This is a genomic window from Clostridium vincentii, assembly GCF_002995745.1.
GTDB classification, from domain to species: Bacteria; Bacillota; Clostridia; order Clostridiales; family Clostridiaceae; genus Clostridium; species Clostridium vincentii.
In genome coordinates this window covers 1-22,483 of sequence record NZ_PVXQ01000019.1, presented here as the reverse complement: position 1 = coordinate 22,483, position 22,483 = coordinate 1, and the positions used below count along the sequence as shown (strand labels likewise).

The window sequence follows — 22,483 nt, the reverse complement described above, 5'->3', positions numbered from 1 at the left end:
CTATAATTTCTTACTGTCTTTATTAAATCTTTTAAATATTTTAAGAGAAATTTCTTTGTCTCCAAATAATCCTTGAGGTCTGAATATCATAAGTAGTATTAGTGCTAATGGATATATTAGCATCCTGTACTCGGCCATTCCCCTTAAAAGTTCTGGTAAAAAGGTTAATATTATAGTAGCAATAATTGAACCAGATAGAGACCCCATACCACCAAATACAACAAAGGTTAAGAAATCTATTGATTTGTTAAAATCAAAGGATGATGGCTGGATATATCCCATATAGTGGGCATAAAGTCCACCAGCTAGTCCAGCAAAAAAGGCTGCTATGATGAATGCCATCATTTTATATTTAAATGCGTTAATTCCCATTGATTCAGCCGCTATTTCATTCTCACGGATGGAAAGCATTGCGCGCCCTTGTGACGAATGAATTATATTATAAATAATAATTATTACAATAACTGCAAATAGAAATGCAACTGTGAAATTAGTTTTTATTGGAATACCTGTGAAGCCACGAGCCCCACCAACAAAATCAATATTCATAAGAATTATTCTAATAATTTCACAAAAAGCTAGGGTTGTTATTGCAAAATAATCTCCTGTAAGTTTTAGGGTAGGATATCCTATTAAGGCTGCAAATAAGCATGCAACTATTGCACCCATAATTATTGAAACTATAAATGGAAGGCCTGCTTTTTGCGTAATTACTGCTGAAACATAAGCTCCTATTGACATAAATCCAGCATGACCTAAACACAATTGACCAGTAAAACCTACAATTAAATTTAAGGAAACTGCTAATATAATATTAATCAAAGCTAAATTTATAATCCCAGCATAATAGGAATTTATTACCTTAGTACTAATTAACCCCATTAAAATAGCATAGACAACTAAAGATCCCAATAAAATTAGGATAGATTTCTTTTTTAAAAATTCTTTCATATGTAACACCTACACTTTCTCATGGGTCTTTTTACCTAATAGACCGGAAGGCTTAATTAAAAGTATTATAATTAAAACTCCAAATACGATTGCATCGGAGAAATTAGTTGATATATAAGCTTTTGAAAATGTTTCAATTACTCCAATAGCAACTCCTCCAACAAGAGCACCAGGTATACTTCCGATTCCTCCAAGTACTGCTGCGACAAAGGATTTAAGTCCAGGCATAATTCCCATATAAGGCGTAATGCTAGGATATGAAATTGCAACTAAAACTCCTGCAATACCAGCTAAGGCAGAGCCTATAGCAAATGTAAGAGAAATAGTATTGTTAACATTTATACCCATAAGGGAAGCCGCTTCCATATCTTGGGAAGATGCTCGCATTGCTTTCCCGACCTTTGTTTTGTAAACAATAAATTGAAGTACTAAGACAAGAGCAGCAGAAACTGCAATCATTAATATGGTTTTCCATTCAATTTGGATAGCTCCTATATTAATTGACCCCGCGTGAAGTAAATCAGGAAATGGCTTAGGATTAGAACCTACTAATATTCTCATACCATTTTGTAGAAATAAAGATACTCCAATTGCTGTAATAAGCAAAGTTATTCTAGGTGAATTTCTTAATGGCTTATAAGCAATCTTTTCTATTATTATACCTGCCAGACCTGAGGCTATCATAGCAATGAATAAGGTTGGTATTAGTGATAAGCCTAGGGTTGTAGAAGAATAGAAGCCTGCGAAGGCTCCTATCATATATATTTCACCATGTGCAAAGTTTATAAGTTGTATAATTCCATATACCATCGTATAACCTAATGCTAGGAGGGCGTATACGCTACCTAAAGCTAGCCCGTTAATAAGTTGTTGTAAAAATTCCATTGTATAGTACTCCTCCTATAATATTTAAGGATTAATTTTATCAGCTAAAGTTTTATTTCCTGCATCAATTTTAATAACTACTGCAGATTTTATAGCACTTCTATCACTATTAAATTTAATGTTACCTGTAACACTGTCCATTTCCATACTGGCTAAAGCAGTTTTAATTGCATCTCCATCTGTGCTATCAGCTTTTTCAATTGCTTTAACTAGAATTTTAGCTGTATCATATGAAAGAGCAGCAAAGGCATCAGGTTCTTTATTATATTCTTCTTTATAAGTATCAACAAAGTTCTTAACTACTTCTTCTGTGTCTGCTGAATAGTAGTGATTAATGTATAATGCACCATTTACAGCATCTCCACCAATTTTTACTAGATCCTCTGATTCCCAACCGTCTCCACCAAGAAATTGTGATTCAATACCAATTCCTCTAGCTTGCTTAGCAATAAGTCCAACAACGTTGTAATAATCAGGTAATACTAATACATCTGGATTATCACTCTTGATTTTTGTTAATTGAGCTTTAAAATCAGTATCCTTGTCATTATAAGTAAGGAATTCAGTTATTGTTCCACCTTCGGCTTCGAATTTTGTTTTGAAACTGTCAGCTATTCCCTTTGAGTAATCTGAGCCTGCATTGTACAAAACTGCAGCTGTTTTCTTTCCTAATGTTTCTGTAGCATATTTTCCAAGAGCTTCGCCTTGGAATGAGTCAACAAAACATCCTCTAAACATATACTCTCCACCAAGATTTGTAATAGTTGGTTCTGTTCCTGTTGGAGTAATCATTGGTATTTCTCTTGAAGTTGCGTTAGGAGCTATTGCAAGGGTTGCCCCTGATGTTACTCCTCCTAATACTGCACACACCTTTTCATCATCAACTAGCTTATTAAAGGCCTGTAGTGCTGAATTGGGATCAGCTTGGTCGTCTTCAAAGAAAAACTTGATTTGCTTTCCATTAATGCCCCCTGCATCGTTAACTTCTTTTTCAAGTAAGGTAGCACCCTCTTTTACTGATATACCGTAAGTTGAAGCAGCTCCAGATAATGGGCCGATAGCTCCTATTTTAATTATGCTATCATCAGTAGTGCTCTTTCCACAGCCAGAAAGAAGAGTAATGGTCATAACAGAAGCCAATAGTGCTGAAAGTAGTTTCTTTTTCATAAATTATCCTCCCTATTAATTTAAATTAATAACTTATAATATGTGAAATTTTAATAAAATTCATTATTAATCTAATACTAAACAAATGTTTATATTATGGACATAATAACATATAGAGCTATAAACTACAATAATGATATTTTATAAAATATGAAAATATATCTATAAATTGAAACAAATATGTTTTTGACCCAGAAGTGAAAATATTCTTTTGATAAGAATGTTAAATATAAATAAATTAAATTCCAAATTGCATCAATATAATATATAATAATAATTACTATATAGAAGTAAAATATTATATAATTGAATGAAATTATTCAATGAAAATAAAAAGTTGATTTTTATAAATAATCTTAAGGGGGATAAATATTAATGAAAGGAACAGTAGTATCAACGTGGATGAAAACCAATAGAAAATTATTTGGAGATGAGACAGTTAATAAAGCCATGAATAATATTGGGTGGGGTAGCGGCAAAATATTTTCGCCTATTGAAAATGTTGATGATGGAGAAGTAAAAAAAATAATTAAATACATTGCAGAAAAGGAAAATATGGGAATCGGGTTGCTGTGGAGAAAAATTGGTCAAGATAATATAAAAGTCTTCAGTAATGATTATCCTGCCTTTTTTGATCATGAGAATGCATACTCGTTTTTAAAATCTATGTTTGATGTACATGTAGTAATGACTAAAAAATTTGCTGGAGCTAAGCCTCCATTAGTTGGAATAGAAGCTATTTCAAGAACCGAAGCTATATTTAGTTACAAATCATCTAGAGGAATGTTTGATTATTTTCTTGGTATGCTAGATGGGACATGTGAACATTTTAATGAAAAGGTAAAGATAGAACAGATTTTAAAAACTGACAGTGAATTAAAATTGAAACTCACTTTTGATAAAGATATATATTATAGCAAAAAATATTTTTTCAATAGAGTACTTTCTCTAGGATTTATGAAAAACTTTGGAGCTAAAGCAGGCGTATTCACCTTTATAATATCTGCGATAGTAATGATTCCATTGCTAGGTATTGATAACCTTATCAAAGGACTAATTGGAAGTTCTGTATCAGGACTTGCAGCTTTTGTGGGAGTATCTTTAATGATGTCTCCTATTAATCAAATAAAAGAAGAACTTGGACGAATTATAAATAATCAATATAATATTGATGGAAAAATTAGTACAAATGATTTCTTTGAAGAAATATATGGACTACTTAAGACTCATAAAAAAGTTATACAAACTGACTTCGTTGGATTTAAAGGCGTTACAGATGAGATGAATACTTTTGTAGATATCATTAATAAGATATCTGAGGCTATGGGACATACTTCTGATGAAATCGGAGGTGTTGTTGAACAGGTAGCAGGTGGTGCAATCATGCAGGCTGAGAATACAGATGTTGTTGCACAATCACTAAATGGAAATATTGAGGCTTTAAAGGGCATAGTTAAAAATGAAAATGCAAATAAATTACAACTTGAAGATGTAATGAACAAAATAAATAATAGTTATGAAAATGTAGATAGTGCTAGTAAAAACATTTTGACTTCATTAGAAAAATTTAATGAAGTTAAGGTTAAAGGTACACAGCTTGAAGATAAGGCTAAGGATATAACTAATATTGTTTCTATAGTTTCAGGAATATCTGAACAAACTAATCTGTTAGCTTTAAATGCATCCATTGAAGCTGCTAGAGCAGGTGAACAGGGCAGAGGATTTGCTGTTGTAGCTGAGTCAATAAGAAATTTGGCTGAACAATCTGAAGATGCAGTTAAAGAAATTAATTCTAATTTAGAAGAATTTGTTCGTGAAATAAAATCCTTAGTAGTCAAGATAGAAATTCAGTATGATGTATTGGAAAAGGAAACTGATAACTTGGGAATTGTTAGGAACAAGAGTTTTGAGGCTAATGAATCTGTGAAAAGCGTCGCTACTTCTATGATAGAAACTATAAATAAGCTTAATACTGAAGCAGATTCTATAGCAAGTGTTTATGATAGTGTAGAAAACTTAGCTGCAATTGCGGAAGAAAATTCAGCATCTTCTGAAGAGGTAAGTGCTAATGTAACAAATTATACTAATGAAATAAAAAAACTTATCGATAATATAAGTGATTTCAAAGGTATTACACAAACATTCAAAAAGGATTTAGAGAGGTACAAAATTTAATCTAGAACAATAAAACTTCATTGTGATAATATTACATTATCATAATGAAGAAAAAAATATTATTCAATTTTTTACAAGAAATGTTGAATAAGTCCTAATTATTAAATATAATGATTAGAGGATGAAAAATAAACTAAAGGGGTAGATGGAATTATGAAGGATGTAAAGATTTTAATCGTCGATGACTCGCCTTTTCAAATAGCAATGCTAAGAGATATTATAACTGAAAGTGGATTTGATGTAGTTGGTGAGGCAAAATGCTTAGAGGAAGTTATTGAAGAAGTTAGTAGACTAAAACCTGATCTAGTAACTATGGATATGACTCTTCCAGGAACAGATGGATTTGAATGCACAAGGGCAATTCATAAAATCAATAAAGATATTAAAGTGATAATTGTTAGCTCAATGATGGATGAGGAGCTTGTAAGAAAAGCGAAAAAAACTCATGTATGTGGATATATTCAAAAACCTGTTGATCAAGAAGAATTATCATTATTAATAAATAGAGTTATGGCAGATGAGGAATTATATCTAGAGCTAGAAGGATTATATTCAAACGTATTTAAGGAAGCTGTGTTAAACCTTTTCAATAGGCTTACAAAGACAATGCCAGAAATTACAGATGAAAGTAATGATGACATCGCCATACATAGTGAAGGTATATCAATAGTTATGGGTATTACAGGTAAATATTCAGGTAGATTAATTTTGGATATGTCCTTTGGAACAGCAAAGAGTCTTGCGGCAGTATTGTTAAAAAGAGAGCCTGAAAATAACGAAGAGTTACTTAATGTTATGTCAGAAATAGCTAATATGTTCGCAGGAAACGCATGTTCAATGATAAATAAGAAAAATAAGCTATTTGGGTTAAGAGTTGCTCCACCAACTACATTTCATGGTGAATCAATAAATATATCAAAAGCAGAATTAGAGAATACCTACTCTGCAAATGTTAAATCTCAATTCGGAGATTTAGCAATAAATATAGGGTTTAAGAGAGGTGATGGAGAATGGATGTCAATCATGTAAATCCAGTACTAGAAGCCTTTAGCAATATATTACCTCAACTCGGGTTAAATAATATTGAGAAAAATGGGATTAGCGTAAAGGGTAAATATATAAAAAGCCGAGGAGTTGTGATTATTATTGGCATTATCGGAGATGTCAAAGGTAATATTATTTACGGAATGAGTGTTGATACTGCAATGAAAATCGCATCAATAATGATGATGGGGATGCCTGTAGAGAAATTCGATGAGTTGCCTCAAAGTGCTATATCAGAACTTGTTAATATGTTAACAGCGAATGTTGCAATGAATTTTTCAAAGGATAATATAGAAGTAGATATATCTACACCGACCCTTATTGAGGGAGAATTTACAGCAAGTTCTAACTCTGATAAGGTCCTTTGTGTGGAGATGAGCGTAGATGGAATGCTTATTGAAGTTAATATTTCTTTAGAAAAGAACAGAATATAATTATGAATTATTTAAAGAAATGAAAAAGAAGCTGTGTTAAGTAAGTTAATTCTTATTTAACACAGCTTCTTTACTATTTTTACCTTTGGAGAAAAAATAGTATTATCCCTAATTGAACTATTAGTATTGCTGGAACCCCTAGGGTGAATTTTTTGTGATTGGTCTTATGTCTAAAACAATGCATTCCTAGGAGCATTCCGATGGAACCACCTAAAATTGAGATAGTAATAAGTGTGCTTTCACTTATTCTCCATTTTCGATGAACGGCTTTTTTCTTATCTATAAACATGATAATAAAGCCAATTAAATTAATTGCAAGTATATATGGTATAAGAATTTCAAACATAAAAATCTCCTTTAAATATAAAACTTCTTATAAAAGATAATAACATAGTTTGTGATAAGATTATTAAATTTTTATAGAATAAGAGCTATACTATAAATTAACGAAGCGATAAACTTTATCTAAAAGTTGATGTAAAAGGAGAGGGGTTAAATGGGAAAAGATATCTTAACTATGGGAAATATTTATTATTATAATACTGATATTGGCAGACTTGGAATTGTTGAAAAGGATGGGGATATTACAAATTTATTTTTTGAGATAGATTGTTACATAGAAGAATATATTATTAAAGAAACTGATATATTAAGAGAAGCAAATAATCAGCTCAAGGAATATTTACAGGGGACCCGTAAAGAATTCTCTTTGCCTCTAGCTCCTTCAGGAACTGAGTTTAGGAAAAATGTATGGACCTGCGTATGTTCTATATCCTATGGAGAAACAAAAAGCTATAAAGAAGTAGCAGAGACAATTGGTAATCCTAAGGCTTGCCGAGCTGTTGGGTCTGCAAACAATAAAAATCCTATACCTATTTTTATTCCTTGCCATAGAGTTATCGGATCCAGTGGTAAGCTAGTTGGATATAGAGGTGGATTAAAGGTGAAGGCACATCTTTTGGAATTAGAAAAAGCAATCAAGGAAAAATAAGTATTAAATAGGAAGCATTAGTTAAAGATATAGCGTATAGGAGGTTAAAATGAATGTTACAAAAATATTTAACAATAATATTGTCTTAGCTATGGATAAAGATAATAAGGAAGTGATTGTAAGGGGTATGGCTTTGGCTTATAAATACAAGGTAGGATCTTCTCTTAGAGAGGAAGATGTTGAAAAGATATATCTCCTACAACAGTAAATTATTAATAACAAAAATCATCAGCAAAAAGAGCGAATTTATATTAAATTCGCTCTTTATTAATTATTGTACTGAAGACGTTACTTCATAATTGGTAGTAGCAGTTTCTGCTTGTTGTTCCCCTTTCCCACATTGAGGGCTTAGTAGGGAACAGCTTTTTCCACAACCAGTACAGGTTAGGTTATCTAAGTAATCAGATAGATTAACTGATTGATCAGTGGTATCTTGAGTAATTGAACTATCATCAGTGTTGGTGGTGTCATTACTATCTCTACGATTTTGAGGAGGCTCTCCTGAAGAATTAGGGACAGTTTTACCAGGCGGAGTGCTACCGGAAGCAAACTCTGATTGAGAATTAATTGAAAGATATTTTGACAAAGGTATATATAAAGCAAGTAAAATTGCTAATCCTATAAAACATCGAGCAATGACCTTCTTTACATTTTTATCTCCAAAGTGTATAAAAATAATCTTAAAGGCAGCCACTAAATACTTTAAATGAAGAGCTACATGGATACCAATAAGTCCAAGAGCCATAAAGGAAGCCCCTTTATGAATTGATTTAATAAAAGGAGTACTTGAAGTTGATGGGAATAGATACATAGATATCATGATTCCAGTAACTACAATTATTGTTATAGAAACAAACAGACCAATATTTAAAGCATACATTAATTTTCTTTTTGTATTGAGCTCATTTTTTTTAAGAAGATTGGCCGTAATACCCTTTAGCCAAGAGAAATTTAAAATCAAGTGAATTGAAATAAAAACAAAAACTGCAATTCCAGCTATCTCATGGAAGACCAATCCTGTTACATGTAAATTCATTAAGAGAACAAAAAGTATTGTCATTATAATATCTAGAAAGATCTTAAACACTTTTTTATTAGTTATTATTATTACCTCCATAAATTTAATTAATTGATATAAGAACTATTCCTTTATTAATTAACTAAAGTATATAATTGAAAGCTTAAACAAAACTTAAAAGTTTAGAGTAGAATATATATAGATAATAACAAGGAGGGGTAATATGCAGATACTTAATATAAAAGGGATATTTTATGAAGTAGATAATAATAAAATATTGAATAATATTAATATTGATGTAGAAGGGGGAGATTGTATATCGATAGTAGGTTCATCAGGTTGTGGGAAAAGTACACTTTTAAAGATATGTGCAGATTTAATCTCTATATCAAAGGGGGATATATATTATAGAGGAAAAAACTATAAGGAATGTAATCCTCTAGACCTAAGAAGAAACATAAGCTATTGCATTCAATCCCCACATCTCTTTGGGGAACAGGTATTTGAAAATTTGGAATTTCCTTTTAAAATACGTAAAGAAAGTACAAATAAGAATAGGATTTCAGCTTTGTTGGAACGATTTAATTTAGATAAAGGAATTTTGGACAAGGATATACATTCTCTATCAGGGGGAGAAAAACAAAGGATAGCCATCGCAAGAAATTTAATGTACATACCGGATATACTATTATTAGATGAATCAACCTCGGCCTTAGACACAGTAAATGCTCAGGTGGTGGAGGAGTATATAAAAGATATAAATAAAGAAGGGGTTACGGTAATCTGGGTTACTCATAGCTTGGAACAAAGTGAAGGGATTTTTAATAAAAGAATAACAATATCAAATGGAAGTATAGAAAAGGTGGAGGGGATAAGATAATGGATACAAGGTCATTAATTATAGCATCAACCTTAATCATAATTCCTATATTTATTTCTTATAAGGAACATCTAGCTTTAGAGAAGGAAATAATAATAAGTGTTTTAAGAGCTGTTATTCAACTTGCAATAGTGGGGTATATTTTAGAGAGAATTTTTGGATTAGAAAATCCCATTTTCACCCTGTTAATAGTATTAATAATGATTGTAAATGCAGCTGTTAATACTAAAAAAAGAGGCGAAGGAATTAAAAATGTAGTTAAGATATCCTTTATTTCTATACTCCTTGGAACTAGTGTAACAATGTCAGTGCTAGTAGTATCAGGGGCACTTAACTTCGTTGCTAATGAAATTGTACCTGTGGCTGGAATGGTAGTAAGTAATGCCATGGTTGCAATTGGAATTAGCTATAGAAATTTAAATAATTCCTTTAAAAATAGGCGTGAAGAGGTGGAAGTTAAGTTATCCTTAGGGGCAGATATTAAGGAAGCAGCTAGTGGGATATTAAGGGAAAGTATAAAAATAGCTATTATACCAACCATTGATTCGGCCAAAACCTTAGGAATAGTATCCCTTCCTGGAATGATGACAGGACTTATTTTAGCAGGAGCCTCTCCACTCATGGCAATAAAGTTTCAAATAATGGTTACCTTTATGATTATTTCATCCTCATCTATAGCGACTATGATGGCAACGTATCTTTCTTATAGAGCTTTCTTTAATGAAAGGAAGCAATTAAAGAATTGTAGTATATCAAAATAATGAAATTATAGGTAATCAAGATCTAATCAAAATTTATTTGACAATTAAAATCGAATAAAATACAATTTAAGTAATTGTATAAAGGGGGAAATATAATGGAAAAAAAGTATGAGTTAATGTATGGAAATACAAACAAAGTATTGAGAATTAATGCTTGTAGAGGGGAAGAGTACATAGTTGAAGCTGGGGCTATGGTATCTATGAGTGATGTTTTCGAAATGAAGGCTAAAACTGGAGGCTTAGGTAAAACTCTTGGAAGAGTTTTTTCAGGGGAGTCCATGTTCATTCAAAAGTTTAGATCAAATGGGGATGGAGAATTACTTTTAGCTCCTCAATTTTTAGGTGATATTGAAATGGTTGAATTAGATGGTTCAAGAAATTATAGATTAGGAAAATCTAGCTTTTTAGCATCTACTTCAGGAATTATGGTTAATACTAAATCTGGCGGAATAAATGGGCTACTATCAGGAGAAGGTTTGATACAGATGGAGGCATCTGGGCACGGAACTTTATTTATAAGCGCCTATGGAGCTATTCATAAAAAGCAACTCATGCCAGGAGAAAATTATATAGTAGATTCAGCTCATCTAGTTTTGTGGGATAGCAATATGGGATATTCTACGAAACTAATGTCAGGAATTTTCGGTTCAATTGCAGGGAAAGAAGGCTTGGTTTGTAAATTCGTTGGGCCTGGAGTTATATGGATTCAAACAAGGAATCCTCAAAAGATGATGCAACCTTCAAAATAAGGAAGGCCGGGTGATACCGTGACATTACAACAACTTAAATATGTTATAGAAATATCAAAATATGGCTCAATTAATGAAGCCGCAAAACGCCTCTTTATGACACAACCAAGCTTATCTAATGCAGTTAAAGAACTTGAAAATCAAATAAATATAAATATTTTCACTAGAACAAATAAAGGAATACAGCTATCTGTTGAGGGTTCGGAATTTTTAGCATATGCACGACAAGTCGTTGAACAGTCAGAGCTTTTAGAGAATAGATATCTAAATGCAAAACCTTCACCACAACATTTTTCCGTATCATCTCAGCATTATGCTTTTGCAGTAAATGCTTTTGTTGACTTAGTTAAGGAATATGCAATTAATGAATATGAGTTTACAATGAGGGAAACTAAGACTTATGAAATCGTTGAAGATGTTAAAAATCTTAGAAGTGAAATAGGTATATTGTATATTAATGAGTTTAATTCAAAGATACTTAATAAGCTATTTAAAGACAATAGCTTAATTTTTAATAAATTATTTACAGCGAAACCTCATGTGTTTATAAGTATTAAAAATCCTCTTGCAAAGAAAAAAAAGATTTCTTTGAAGGAGTTAGAAGATTATCCATACCTCTCCTTTGAGCAAGGTGAGTATAATTCCTTTCATTTTTCAGAGGAGATTTTAAGTACTCTATCTCATAAAAAGAGTATAAAAGTAAGTGATAGAGCAACATTATTTAGTTTATTAATTGGATTGAATGGGTATACTATTTCTACTGGTATTTTAAGCTCAGATTTAAATGGAACAGATATTATTGCTATCCCATTAGAAGCTAATGAAGATATTACAGTAGGAATAATAACACATAAAAACATATCACCTAGTAGATTGGGGCAAATTTATATTAATGCATTGCAATCAATCACAAAAAATGGAGGTACTAATGAGAGTAAGGAACTATATAAAAACACAACCACTAATATTTGATGGAGCTATGGGAACCTACTATGCAGAGCTTGATTCAGCAGGAAAAAAATGTGAACTATCTAATTTAAATAATAGGGAATTAATTTTAGAGATACATGAGAAGTACCTAGATGCAGGATGTAAAGCAATTAAAACAAATACATTTGGGGCAAATAAAATTTACCTTGAAAGTGATTTCGAAAAGGTTAAAGAGGTTATCACAAAGGGATATAATATCGCAGTTGAAGCTATTTCTGAAAAAGATGCTTTTGTATTTTGTGATATTGGACCAATATCTTTTGTGAAGAACGAAAATCTCTTCGAAGATTATAAAGATATAGTTGATGTTTTTCTAAGTCTTGGAGGGGGAAATTTCTTATTTGAAACTTTTAGTAGTGATGAATATTTAAAAGATCTTGCAAAGTACATAAAGAGTAAAAATAAAGAAGCTTTTATATTAGTAGAATTTGCAGTGTCGCCTGATGGATTTACAAGGCTTGGTCTTTCGGGAAAAAAGATTTTTAAAGAATTATCAAATGTTGAAGAAATAGATGCTATTGGATTCAATTGTGTATCAGGGCCACAGCACTTATTAGATTACATAAAGAATTTTGATATCGAAGATAAAATAGTTTCGATAATGCCTAATGCAGGTTACCCAACAGTTGTAAATAATAGAACATTTTTTGATAACAGCTCAGATTATTTTGCTAATCAAATGCTTAAGATAGCAACACAAGGGGTGGCTATTTTAGGTGGGTGTTGTGGTACAACTCCTGAATACATTCGAAAAACTGTGCAAAAATTAAAAACCTTTACCTTAGATGACATATTAAAGGCAGAGGTTATACTTAAATCTGAAAGTAATGAGAGTAAAATTGAAAATGAATTTTTAATTAAAATAAATAGTGGAGAAAAGGTTATAGCAGTAGAACTTGACCCACCTATGAACACAGATATAGATTTCTTTATGAAGGGCGCAAAAATATTGAAATCTCTAGGAGTGGATGCTATAACAATAGCAGATTGTCCAATTGCTCGTGCAAGAGTTGATAGCAGCTTACTTGCGTGCAAGCTAAAAAGGGAGCTTAATATTACATCTATACCACATATGACTTGTCGTGATAGAAATATAAATGCTACAAAGGCTTTACTCTTAGGATTAAATATTGAAGGAGTAAACAATGTTTTAGTAGTAACAGGAGATCCAGTTCCATCTGCAAAAAAGGATGAAATAAAGACTATGTTTAGCTTCAATTCAGCAGTTTTAGCAAAGCATATTACGACGCTAAATGAAGAAATATTCAAAAATCCTTTTAATATTTGTGCAGCCTTAAATGTTAATGCCATTAATTTTGAAAGCGAATTAAATCAAGCAAGGAAGAAGATTATAAGTGGTGTAAGTATGTTTTTAACTCAACCAATTTTAACTAAGGAAGCATTAAAAAATCTAAAATTAGCTAAGGAAACTTTAGATGCTAAGATTTTAGGTGGAATTATTCCTGTTGTAAGCTATAGAAATGCTTGCTTTATGAATAATGAGATTTCTGGAATTAAGGTTTCAGAGGAGATTACAGAATTATATAAAGAGGTATCTAAGGAGGAAGCTACAGAGCTTGCTGTTAAAATTTCAGTTAGGATCACAAAAGAAATTGCTCCCTATGTGGATGGATATTATATTATTACTCCCTTCAAGAGAATTGATATTGTAGAAAGAATAATTGTAGAAATAAATAAGACTAAAGGTTATGCCTCGAATAGAAAGTAGCTTTTGGATTTCAAGTATGGTAATATTGAATGGACAAAGGTGTCTTTATTATATAATAAAGACGCCTTTTTTTCATATAAATATACTAAGCACAGTAATAAATTGTAAGATTTATATATAAGTAAATATTTGTTTTGGTAAAAGGGGAGATAGATATGTCAATCATGGTTAAGGATATTTTAAAATTTAAATCTCTTCAAGAAATGAGTCTTGTAGGGGGAGAAAGAGGATTACAAAAGTCTATTGAGTGGATGTATATAGGTGAATACTTTACTAATCCTCTAGAGATAGGACAATGGCTAAAAGGGGGAGAAATTGTCTATATTACAGGGGTTGCCATAAAGGATGATACAGGTCAATTAATAAAGCTAATTCAAGAAATTAATGATAAAAAGGCAGTTGGGCTTATAGTAAATGTAGGCCCATATATTAAGAAAGTTCCAAAAGAGGCTATAGACGTTGCAAATGAACTTGAACTACCAATATTTGAGCTGCCTTGGGAGACAAAGCTAGTTGAAGTTTCACAAGAAATTTGTAATGCCATTATAGTATCAAATATAGAAGAAAATTCTCTTACTCAATTTTTAAGTAATATACTTTTTGGTAGTGGAGAATTTGGTATAGATGTCTTGGAGAAAATAAATTATTTTGGATATAACATTTCAAGGGAATGTCATATAGGAGTTGTGGATATAGATGATTTTTCTGGATTTATAAAAAACAAAGAGATTAAAGATGAGGAAACAATATCTAAGGTTAAGCTTTTGTTTGGAAAGATTGTAGAGGATATATTAGAAAAATATCGTTTGAAGGTACCTCTAATATATAAAAATGATTGCGTAATTTTTCTGAATAGGTTTGAAGATGCACGTATGGTAAGGTTAAATAGTGCTCTCAGGGAGATTCAAAGGATAGTTTCAAATAGAATAGAAGGAATTACTGTTAGTGTAGGTATTGGTAATCCCTATAAGGACCTAAAGATGATGAAGCAATCCCTAAATGAAGCAGAAGTAGCTCTTGAAACTATAAAATGTGAAGGAAAACAAAATACAGTAATAAACTATAAGGATATAGGTATATATGGATTGTTATTTAGTATTCCAAATAAGGAGACCTTAAGGGAATACTATTTAGATAATCTAGGTGCTTTGGCTGACCATGATGTTATGAATGATTCCAATCTTTTTCAAACTTTGGAAACTTATTTAGAGGAAAATTGTAATATTACTATTACTGCTGAAAAATTGTTTTTACATAGGAATACATTAAAATATAGAATTAAAAAAATAGAAGAATTATTAGACTGTCATTTACATGATTTTAATGATTGTGCCAATCTAAAAATAGCAGTATATATAAAAAAAATATTAAAGAAAAATCACACTTTATCCTTAATTGACTAAAGGCAAAAATAAACTATAGAAAAAAGAAGCCTTTCTTAAATAAAAATGGAACGTATATGATAGACACTTATAAAAAGAGTATATTTATATATGTTCCATTTTAAAAGAGGATAGCTTCTTTTTTAAGAAATATATTCAAGTAATTCAAGATAATTGTTCATTAAGTTATTATAGGTGTTCATAAGTGCAGACGATTCAATGGTAGCTTCACTAATGATAAAGTCATAATTAGTAATAGTTAGTTCAACTAGATTGGCATCAATTTTATTATCATGAACCATATCGTTTAAGATAGCGATGGTTTTATCCTTTGGAAAGCTTTCTTTATAGCTCCTTGAGCCAATTAAGGCACTAAGAATATCAGATATAGCAACGATTCTAGCTTCAGTCGATAAATCTTCTGATTTAAGACCAAAAGGGTAACCACTTCCATCTAATTTTTCATGATGGAAGGAAGCTATATCGCGTATATCATCAATATTAAGATCACTTAATATATTATAACCAATAATACAATGCTGCTTCATTATTTCAAATTCGTCAAAGGTAAGCTTATCTGGTTTCTCTAAAATCTCAATAGGAATACTCATTTTACCTATATCATGGAGGGCAGCAGATATTTTAATTTCAGTAAGTTTTTCATCATCAAATCCATATAGTTTGGCTAACTGAAAACTTATTGCCTCGACTAATATAGTATGTCGTACAGTATGTTCACTTCTAAAATCTATGGAGTAGGTTAACATTCTAGCATAACTTAGTATTTCATCCCTAGTTACTAGCCTATTTCCTAGGAAATCATATAGTTCATCGATATATGATCCACTATTAAGTTTTTGAGTGAAATTATATTTTCTGTTCGCTCTAATAAATAAAGATATATGTTCTGGAGAGTATCTATCTTTTCTTGAAAGTAGATAGGATTCCTTTACACTACCTAAGGTTAAATTAATTATTGAAACATAATCACAAAGTCCAAGTAGTAAAGCTTCATTAGGAATACCAATAACTGAAATATTAGCTAGATCCTTAACAAATAGATGGTGTCCAAGAATAACCTTAGAGAGGTCTCCTAGAGGAGAAAAATATTTTATAAATAAAGAACCATACACAGAATGAGCATTAGAAGTTGAATAATCAAGTTCTAGAAGTGTATCTCTTTCTGCTGTTTTGTAAGCTCCTATATCATGAAATATTGAAACCGTACATATTCTAAGGATTTCTTCTTTGCTATATCCGCCATGTTCTTTTAGAATGCAAAGCATAATATAAGCTACCTGTTCTCCATGATTTACAAATCTATCATCAATAGAATTAAGAGTTCTCTGAATAATATCTATTACATTTCTTAAAGTTATTTTTTGCATAATATCACCTATAGTCCTTTAGCATATAAATTAGAAAAATGTTATTATAAGAATATATTATCAACAAATAGAAAAAATGAAAAGAAAATTATATAATATATGTACATTGTTAATTAAAGGGAGGCCCTGAAAATGCTTAAAAAAGATTATATGAAGGAAGTCCAGAGCAGTTTAAAGCTAGTAAGGATAGAAATAGATAAAAATATTATAAATGGAGAAATAGATCAAGCTTTTAAAATTATAAATAAAGAAATAAGATCTTTAGTGGGATTAGATATGGTAACTATTGATACTATGGCTTTTTCAGATGTTATAAATATAATAGGAAGGGAAAATCAATATAATGCTGAAAGGTATATTGCTCTTTCAGAATTATTATATCTGCAGGGGAGTGTTTTTGATAAAATAAATGTAGAAGAAAATAAAATTTCATATTATAAAAAAGCTATAGAAAGTTTTTATGAAGCTTATATAGAAGAGGAATATTTAGAGGAAGAATACCTAAATGATGCAATTGAAGTAATAGATAAAATGGGTAAATATGAGCTTTCTTTAGAGAAAAATATGAAGATTTTTAAATTATATGAAGCTGCAAATAAGTTTGATAAAGCAGAAGATGTATTATTTACTATGATAAAGCAGAGTAGTAAAGGTATAGATATAATTAAGGATGGAATAAATTTTTACTTAAGATTAAAGAAAAAATCTTATGACGAACTCACTAAAGGAAATTTACCCATAAATGAAATTGAAGAAAGCTTAGAGGAATTAATAGTGATGAGAGAAAATTAAAAGGAGACCGAGGTCTCCTTTTTAAGTTATAGAATTAAGGACTATATTTCTTACTGTATGTGGTAATTCAGTGATTTCTTCCTTTGTAAGTGAAGTAACATCAATACTTGGATGTATTGTTACTTTTATAGAAGAAACTTTAACTTTACTATCATAAGCTTCTAAAAGTTTATATGTACCATCTATTGTAATTGGTATAATAGGAACCTTCGATTTAAGTGCAAGTTTAAAGCTACCAGCTTTAAATTCTAGAGGTTCACCGCCCTTACTTCTAGTTCCTTCTGGAAAAACAACCATTGAATAGCCACTCTTTAGAGTTTTAATGCCTTCTACAATTGCTTCAGCAGACTTACGCATATTATCTCTATCTAAAAATGTACATCTAATATATGTCATCCAAATATGGATACCAGGCCATTTTGCCAGCTCTTTTTTTGCAATAAATCCTTTAGGTAGATCTATTACGCTCATTAAAAGGGGTATATCAAAGTAACTTTGATGATTAGATACAAATAGTACGGTTGTATCGTTAGGTAAATTTTCTAATCCAGAAACAGTAATTTTAGCATTACTAATTCTCATAATGAAAGCTGCCCAAGAATAAGTAACTTTATGTATTAGTGAGTTCCGTTCCTCACTTCGACCTTTACGCTGTAAATAATTAATCTTAATAAGATTTATTGAAACTAACATTACACTTAAAACTAATCTAGGATAAAATAATAATAACCTTAACATAAATATAATCCTCCTTATATGAAGAGTTTAACATAGAATAGTATATTACAATAAAGTTAAAACTTAAAGAATAATATCATTAAAAATCAGAGAATAGTAGTACTAAATATAAATTTCAGATATTAATTATGGTATAATTGCGTATTATCAAATTAGCAATATTAGGAGGCAGGATAGTGGTAAAAATAGTTACAGATAGTACAAGTTATATTCCAAAGAGACTACAAAAAGAATACGATATAACAATTATTTCATTGAATGTAATACTAGATGGAAAGAGTTATAAAGAGGTTGATTTGGAAAATGTAAAGTTTTATAATGATATGGAAAAATTAGAACATATACCAACATCTTCACAGCCTAGTATAGAAGAATTAATTAATTTATTTAAAGATATAGTAAGTAAAGGAAATGACCTTGTGGCAGTGTTTTTGTCTTCAAATATTAGTGGTACATATTCTAGTGCACATCTTGTGCGAGAAATGGTTTTAGAGGAATATCCTAATGCCAAGATTAAGATAATAGATTCGAAGACAACTTGTATGGAGATGGGATTCCAAGTATTACAAGGAGCAAAAGCTTCAGAAGAACGGAAAGATATAAATGAGGTAATTAATATAATTAATAAGGTAAAAAGTAATGGGAAATTTTTATTTGTTCCTGAGACCCTTAGGTATTTAAAGAAGGGTGGAAGAATAGGTGGAGCTTCGGCATTAGTAGGATCTATACTTCAAATAAAACCTATACTTACAGTTTTTAATGGAAGTACTACTGTTTTTAAAAAGGTAAGGACTAAAAAAAAGGCTGTTGATGTAATTGAAAATAAGGTTATAAAAGATATGGAAGAAAACGGAATGGGAGAACTTATAGTACATCACATTAATTGTGAAAAAGAAGGGTTGGAACTTGCCAGACGTCTTAGTGAAAAATTAAATGTAGAAGTAGAAATACAATCTATTGGGCCTATAATAGGTATACATGTGGGACCAGGTAGTATTGGGGTTTCATATTATACTAAAAATTAAAAAGAGTACATTTAAACTCTTCTTTTTTTACAATATAGAAGGATTAAGGATAAAATCAGTAAAATTAAAGGATATCTTAATAATTTATCTATAATATTTAAGAGTATATTAAGATTGATAAATTAAAATTAGTTATATGTAAAAAAGTAATAATATAACTGTATTGGGGAGTAATTTATGGAGTGTATTAATATAAAAACAAATAAAATTAGAGACACTTTTAATATAAAAGAAGAAATATATGGTTTAACTGATAAAGATGTAGAGATTAGGATATCTAGGGGTCAGGTTAATAAGATACCAACACCTCCATCAAGAACTTTAGGACAGATGATTAGGGCAAATTTTTTCAATGTTTTTAATTCTCTTAACTTAATTTTAGCTACAATAGTAATTCTAGCAGGATCACCTAAAAATGCTATTTTTGCAGGAATAATAGTAGTAAATAGTATTATGGGTGTAGCTCAAGAACTTAATGCTAGGAAGACTTTAGAAAAACTATCTGTTTTAAGTATGGCACATGCAAAGGTTTTAAGAAGTGGTAAAGAAATCGAAGTATCTATAGAAGAATTAGTTATAGATGATGTTGTTTGTTTATGTTGTGGAAATCAAATTCTAGCTGATTGCAAAGTACTTTATGCAGATGAATTAGAGGTTGATGAGTCTATGCTTACAGGGGAATCTGATCCAGTATATAAAAAAGAAGGACAAGAAATATTATCAGGAAGTTTTATTATAACAGGAGAAGGATATGCAAAGGTCAATAAAGTTGGAAGTAATACATATTCATCTAAATTAGCAGATGAAGCACGAGAGTTTAAGGCGGTTAACTCAGAATTACAAAATTCCATAAGTAAAATTATAAAATTATTATTAATATTAATAGTTCCACTTGGAGGAGCTTTAACAGCAACACAAATATTATTGGTACATTCAGGTTGGAGGGATGCAGCAATAGGTACGGTATCGGGTATAGTCGGGATGATTCCTGAAGGTTTAGTTTTATTAACAAGTGCTACATTTATAGTATCAGTAGTTAGATTAGCTAAATATGACACTCTAGTCCAACAGTTATCAGCAACAGAAGTATTGGCAAGGGTAGATGTTCTTTGCGTAGATAAGACTGGAACAATAACAGAGGGAACATTTAACCTGGATGAGGTAGTAGTATTAGGTTGTAGGGATAAAAAAGAAATAGATTTAGTTCTTGGTACTTTAGTTCATAATCTCCCTAGCAAAAATCCAACTCAAAAGGCTATATTAGAAAAATATGAAGATAATCCTGATATAACTATAATAGAAAAAGTTCCCTTCTCATCTAAGAGAAAATGGGGTGGAATTATAATGAAGGGGTATGGTGCTTGGGTTATGGGAGCTCCTGAAGTTTTACTAGGAGATAGGTATAAGGAATTTAGTGAAATAATAGAGAAGGATGCTGCAGAGGGGAAAAGAGTTCTATTATTAGGAAAGGTTAATCAATTAAGTTTAAAAGAAGGTTTAACAGAAACCATTCAGGAGGCTGCATTAATATTAATAGAAGATGTAATTAGGAAAGATGCCCCTAAGGTATTAAAATATTTCAAAGAAGAAGGCGTACATTTAAAGGTTATTTCTGGGGATAACCCAGTAACTGTTTCTGCTGTTGCCAGGAGAGCTGGAATGGAAGGTTATGATAGATATGTAGATGCGAGGACCTTACCTAAGGATATAAAGGAGTTAAAGGATGTAGTAGATAATTATACTGTTTTTGGAAGAGTTACTCCTCATCAGAAGAGAGATATAATAAAAGCACTTCAATCAAAGGGCCATACTGTTGCTATGACTGGAGATGGAGTAAATGATGTACTAGCTTTAAAAGAAGCAGATTGTGGAATTGCTATGGCAAATGGTTCAGAAGCAACTAAGGCTGTAGCACAGCTGGTACTATTAAAGTCTAATTTTGAAGCCTTACCAAAGATTGTTGCAGAAGGAAGAAAACAAATCAACAACCTAGAGCGAGTTGCTGAATTATTCTTGTCAAAAACAGTTTTCTTTGTGGGTTTATCTTTAGTATTCTCCATAATGTTATTACCATATCCTATACTGCCAATACAAGCTGCGCTGGTAGGAAGTTGTGCTATTGGAATACCATCATTTTTCTTAGCGTTAGAGCCATCAACAGGGAGAGTAAGATCAGGGTTTTTAAAAAGAATTTTAACTGTAAGTATTCCAAATGGAATTATAATGGTTGGATTTACAACAGTGGCCTTTGTAACTACTCATTTAGCAGGAGCAAGTTTAAGGCACTGTAGGTCAGTAGCTTTGCTTGTATTCTTAGGAGTAAGTTTAGTAGTTTTGATTAGAGTGGCCTTTCCAATAACTAGATTTAAATTGTTTTTAGTTGTAGCTATGATAGCTTGTAGCGTATTATGCTTTACTACTCCTATAGGAAGAATGGTATTTAGTTTAACTAGAATATCATTTAAGGAGTGGATACTTGTAGCAGCTTTTACGGCGGCATCTTGGCCTATGATTACAATATGTGTTAGGCTTATAAGAAAATTTTTTAAGAGAAACAATAAGATTTCACGTTATATTGCTTAAAATTATATTAAAAGGTCACTTCTCTTTGGGAGTGGCCTCTGGGATGCAGTAGTAACAATATTTAGAAGTTATAATAGAAATTTAATATCTACCCTAGTTTTGTGGTATTAGAGTTGACATAGTCAAGCAAGTATATTAAAATCTAATAGTAATTAAATAAAGTAAGTCCTCATAGTCCAACGGATAGAACAGTCCCCTCCTAAGGGACAGATGCAGGTTCGATTCCTGCTGGGGACACCATATAGTTACAAAGAACGGCTTAACCTTAAGGGTTGGGCCGTTCTTTAATATTTCACAAGGGACTTTAAGGGGACTATTATCCTTAGGCAAGGGCAATAGAGAAAAATTCATAGTTCAATCGGCTATATAGCTCTTCAGAGGAAACTGGAGCAACGTAGAATAATTTTAAATTTTATGAACTTTCTATGCACCAAATACTTACCTAGGCCCAGTGCAGAAGATAAGAAATTAATAAGATAAGAATATAAGAAGATATAGGAAACATCAGGATTTGAAGCTGATTAGATAGATTTAGCATTAATATTAGCTACTATATTTTAACATTTTTTTCATGGTTCATACTCAGAATAATTATCAGGAAAATATATATCTGTAGTACTTCCTATAAGATAAGCTTCTCCATTTAAATATATAGGTCTACATATAATAAATAATGTTAGAGTATAATTTTAGTAGGCAAAGGTAGCAAAAAAATAAAGGAGATGTAAAAACATCTCCCCAATACATAAATTATCCATTATAATTTTATTGCTAAGATAAAAAGAATGGAGTTGGATTTAT

21 protein-coding genes and 1 tRNA gene are annotated in these 22,483 nt (G+C 30.9%); 15 read left to right on the top strand and 7 right to left on the bottom strand.

Going from position 1 to position 22,483, the window contains the following annotated elements:
- The 3 genes from CLVI_RS09675 to CLVI_RS09665 are packed head-to-tail and all read right to left on the bottom strand — an operon-like array spanning position 1 to position 3,003.
- Positions 1-951: a branched-chain amino acid ABC transporter permease gene (locus CLVI_RS09675; protein ID WP_106059926.1), complete on the bottom strand. Its 951-nt coding sequence runs from the start codon at positions 949-951 to the stop codon at positions 1-3.
- 9 nt (positions 952-960) lie between these two features.
- On the bottom strand, positions 961-1,836 hold the full coding sequence (locus CLVI_RS09670; RefSeq protein WP_106059925.1) for a branched-chain amino acid ABC transporter permease: 876 nt from the start codon (positions 1,834-1,836) through the stop codon (positions 961-963).
- A 24-nt stretch (positions 1,837-1,860) separates the two neighbouring features.
- Positions 1,861-3,003, bottom strand: a complete 1,143-nt coding sequence (locus CLVI_RS09665) for an ABC transporter substrate-binding protein (protein ID WP_106059924.1) — start codon at positions 3,001-3,003, stop codon at positions 1,861-1,863.
- Positions 3,004-3,378: 375 nt separating this feature from the next.
- Between CLVI_RS09665 and CLVI_RS09660 the strand changes: the two genes are divergently transcribed.
- The 3 genes from CLVI_RS09660 (at position 3,379) to CLVI_RS09650 (ending at position 6,656) form a co-directional block, all read left to right on the top strand.
- The gene (locus tag CLVI_RS09660) at positions 3,379-5,178 is read left to right on the top strand and encodes a heme NO-binding domain-containing protein (RefSeq protein ID WP_106059923.1); all 1,800 of its coding nucleotides are present in this window, start codon (positions 3,379-3,381) and stop codon (positions 5,176-5,178) included.
- 153 nt (positions 5,179-5,331) lie between these two features.
- The gene (locus tag CLVI_RS09655) at positions 5,332-6,207 is read left to right on the top strand and encodes a response regulator (RefSeq protein ID WP_106059922.1); all 876 of its coding nucleotides are present in this window, start codon (positions 5,332-5,334) and stop codon (positions 6,205-6,207) included.
- Positions 6,189-6,656: a chemotaxis protein CheX gene (locus tag CLVI_RS09650; protein WP_106059921.1), complete on the top strand. Its 468-nt coding sequence runs from the start codon at positions 6,189-6,191 to the stop codon at positions 6,654-6,656. The genes CLVI_RS09655 and CLVI_RS09650 overlap by 19 nt, the downstream gene beginning before the upstream one ends.
- A gap of 79 nt (positions 6,657-6,735) precedes the next feature.
- Here CLVI_RS09650 and CLVI_RS09645 read toward each other — a convergent pair whose 3' ends face one another.
- On the bottom strand, positions 6,736-7,002 hold the full coding sequence (locus tag CLVI_RS09645; protein WP_106059920.1) for a DUF1294 domain-containing protein: 267 nt from the start codon (positions 7,000-7,002) through the stop codon (positions 6,736-6,738).
- Between the two features lie 171 nt (positions 7,003-7,173).
- Between CLVI_RS09645 and CLVI_RS09640 the strand changes: the two genes are divergently transcribed.
- Both CLVI_RS09640 and CLVI_RS09635 read left to right on the top strand, forming a co-directional pair.
- Positions 7,174-7,647, top strand: coding sequence for a methylated-DNA--[protein]-cysteine S-methyltransferase (locus tag CLVI_RS09640; RefSeq protein WP_106059963.1), 474 nt, complete (start codon positions 7,174-7,176; stop codon positions 7,645-7,647).
- A gap of 49 nt (positions 7,648-7,696) precedes the next feature.
- Positions 7,697-7,855, top strand: a complete 159-nt coding sequence (locus CLVI_RS09635; RefSeq protein ID WP_106059919.1) for a CAT RNA binding domain-containing protein — start codon at positions 7,697-7,699, stop codon at positions 7,853-7,855.
- 63 nt (positions 7,856-7,918) lie between these two features.
- Here the strand turns inward: CLVI_RS09635 and CLVI_RS09630 are convergent, their stop codons facing one another.
- A complete protein-coding gene (locus tag CLVI_RS09630) occupies positions 7,919-8,764 on the bottom strand; it encodes a DUF4405 domain-containing protein (protein ID WP_106059918.1) in 846 nt (281 codons plus the stop codon).
- Positions 8,765-8,888: 124 nt separating this feature from the next.
- On the opposite strand from CLVI_RS09630, the gene CLVI_RS09625 reads away from it, so the two are divergent.
- From CLVI_RS09625 to CLVI_RS09600, 6 genes are all read left to right on the top strand, one after another.
- Entirely contained in the window at positions 8,889-9,545 is a 657-nt protein-coding gene (locus CLVI_RS09625; protein WP_106059917.1) for an ABC transporter ATP-binding protein, read from the top strand.
- Positions 9,545-10,306 (top strand): ABC transporter permease, encoded by a 762-nt coding sequence (locus CLVI_RS09620; protein ID WP_106059916.1) that lies wholly within the window; start codon positions 9,545-9,547, stop codon positions 10,304-10,306. The genes CLVI_RS09625 and CLVI_RS09620 overlap by 1 nt, the downstream gene beginning before the upstream one ends.
- Positions 10,307-10,401: 95 nt before the next feature.
- Positions 10,402-11,055: a TIGR00266 family protein gene (locus CLVI_RS09615; RefSeq protein WP_106059915.1), complete on the top strand. Its 654-nt coding sequence runs from the start codon at positions 10,402-10,404 to the stop codon at positions 11,053-11,055.
- An 18-nt stretch (positions 11,056-11,073) separates the two neighbouring features.
- Positions 11,074-12,027 carry a LysR family transcriptional regulator gene (locus CLVI_RS09610; RefSeq protein ID WP_106059914.1) on the top strand — a complete coding sequence of 318 codons (954 nt, stop codon included), beginning with the start codon at positions 11,074-11,076 and terminating at the stop codon, positions 12,025-12,027.
- Positions 11,984-13,774 (top strand): bifunctional homocysteine S-methyltransferase/methylenetetrahydrofolate reductase, encoded by a 1,791-nt coding sequence (locus CLVI_RS09605; protein ID WP_106059913.1) that lies wholly within the window; start codon positions 11,984-11,986, stop codon positions 13,772-13,774. Before CLVI_RS09610 ends, CLVI_RS09605 begins: the two co-directional genes overlap by 44 nt.
- Positions 13,775-13,929: 155 nt before the next feature.
- Positions 13,930-15,177, top strand: a complete 1,248-nt coding sequence (locus CLVI_RS09600; protein WP_106059912.1) for a PucR family transcriptional regulator — start codon at positions 13,930-13,932, stop codon at positions 15,175-15,177.
- 122 nt (positions 15,178-15,299) lie between these two features.
- Here CLVI_RS09600 and CLVI_RS09595 read toward each other — a convergent pair whose 3' ends face one another.
- Positions 15,300-16,544, bottom strand: coding sequence for an HD-GYP domain-containing protein (locus CLVI_RS09595; RefSeq protein ID WP_106059911.1), 1,245 nt, complete (start codon positions 16,542-16,544; stop codon positions 15,300-15,302).
- Between the two features lie 132 nt (positions 16,545-16,676).
- Here CLVI_RS09595 and CLVI_RS09590 point away from each other — a divergent pair, with 132 nt between their 5' ends.
- Entirely contained in the window at positions 16,677-17,336 is a 660-nt protein-coding gene (locus tag CLVI_RS09590) for a DUF6483 family protein (RefSeq protein WP_106059910.1), read from the top strand.
- 21 nt (positions 17,337-17,357) lie between these two features.
- Here the strand turns inward: CLVI_RS09590 and CLVI_RS09585 are convergent, their stop codons facing one another.
- Positions 17,358-18,074, bottom strand: a complete 717-nt coding sequence (locus CLVI_RS09585; protein ID WP_106059909.1) for a lysophospholipid acyltransferase family protein — start codon at positions 18,072-18,074, stop codon at positions 17,358-17,360.
- 176 nt (positions 18,075-18,250) lie between these two features.
- On the opposite strand from CLVI_RS09585, the gene CLVI_RS09580 reads away from it, so the two are divergent.
- The 3 genes from CLVI_RS09580 to CLVI_RS09570 all read left to right on the top strand — a co-directional run bounded on the left by CLVI_RS09580 (position 18,251) and on the right by CLVI_RS09570 (position 21,922).
- The gene (locus CLVI_RS09580) at positions 18,251-19,099 is read left to right on the top strand and encodes a DegV family protein (RefSeq protein WP_242980640.1); all 849 of its coding nucleotides are present in this window, start codon (positions 18,251-18,253) and stop codon (positions 19,097-19,099) included.
- 177 nt (positions 19,100-19,276) lie between these two features.
- Complete coding sequence (locus CLVI_RS09575; RefSeq protein ID WP_106059908.1) at positions 19,277-21,682, top strand: cation-translocating P-type ATPase; 2,406 nt, start codon at positions 19,277-19,279, stop codon at positions 21,680-21,682.
- A 165-nt stretch (positions 21,683-21,847) separates the two neighbouring features.
- A tRNA-Arg gene (locus tag CLVI_RS09570) sits at positions 21,848-21,922 on the top strand.
- Positions 21,923-22,483 lie beyond the last annotated feature (561 nt).

Coding starts and splice junctions, on each gene's coding strand:
- CLVI_RS09675 (WP_106059926.1), bottom strand. CDS start 951: ATGAAAGAATTTTTAAAAAAGAAATCTATCCTAATTTTATTGGGATCT.
- CLVI_RS09670 (WP_106059925.1), bottom strand. CDS start 1,836: ATGGAATTTTTACAACAACTTATTAACGGGCTAGCTTTAGGTAGCGTA.
- CLVI_RS09665 (WP_106059924.1), bottom strand. CDS start 3,003: ATGAAAAAGAAACTACTTTCAGCACTATTGGCTTCTGTTATGACCATT.
- CLVI_RS09660 (WP_106059923.1), top strand. CDS start 3,379: ATGAAAGGAACAGTAGTATCAACGTGGATGAAAACCAATAGAAAATTA.
- CLVI_RS09655 (WP_106059922.1), top strand. CDS start 5,332: ATGAAGGATGTAAAGATTTTAATCGTCGATGACTCGCCTTTTCAAATA.
- CLVI_RS09650 (WP_106059921.1), top strand. CDS start 6,189: ATGGATGTCAATCATGTAAATCCAGTACTAGAAGCCTTTAGCAATATA.
- CLVI_RS09645 (WP_106059920.1), bottom strand. CDS start 7,002: ATGTTTGAAATTCTTATACCATATATACTTGCAATTAATTTAATTGGC.
- CLVI_RS09640 (WP_106059963.1), top strand. CDS start 7,174: ATGGGAAATATTTATTATTATAATACTGATATTGGCAGACTTGGAATT.
- CLVI_RS09635 (WP_106059919.1), top strand. CDS start 7,697: ATGAATGTTACAAAAATATTTAACAATAATATTGTCTTAGCTATGGAT.
- CLVI_RS09630 (WP_106059918.1), bottom strand. CDS start 8,764: ATGGAGGTAATAATAATAACTAATAAAAAAGTGTTTAAGATCTTTCTA.
- CLVI_RS09625 (WP_106059917.1), top strand. CDS start 8,889: ATGCAGATACTTAATATAAAAGGGATATTTTATGAAGTAGATAATAAT.
- CLVI_RS09620 (WP_106059916.1), top strand. CDS start 9,545: ATGGATACAAGGTCATTAATTATAGCATCAACCTTAATCATAATTCCT.
- CLVI_RS09615 (WP_106059915.1), top strand. CDS start 10,402: ATGGAAAAAAAGTATGAGTTAATGTATGGAAATACAAACAAAGTATTG.
- CLVI_RS09605 (WP_106059913.1), top strand. CDS start 11,984: ATGAGAGTAAGGAACTATATAAAAACACAACCACTAATATTTGATGGA.
- CLVI_RS09600 (WP_106059912.1), top strand. CDS start 13,930: ATGTCAATCATGGTTAAGGATATTTTAAAATTTAAATCTCTTCAAGAA.
- CLVI_RS09595 (WP_106059911.1), bottom strand. CDS start 16,544: ATGCAAAAAATAACTTTAAGAAATGTAATAGATATTATTCAGAGAACT.
- CLVI_RS09590 (WP_106059910.1), top strand. CDS start 16,677: ATGCTTAAAAAAGATTATATGAAGGAAGTCCAGAGCAGTTTAAAGCTA.
- CLVI_RS09585 (WP_106059909.1), bottom strand. CDS start 18,074: ATGTTAAGGTTATTATTATTTTATCCTAGATTAGTTTTAAGTGTAATG.
- CLVI_RS09575 (WP_106059908.1), top strand. CDS start 19,277: ATGGAGTGTATTAATATAAAAACAAATAAAATTAGAGACACTTTTAAT.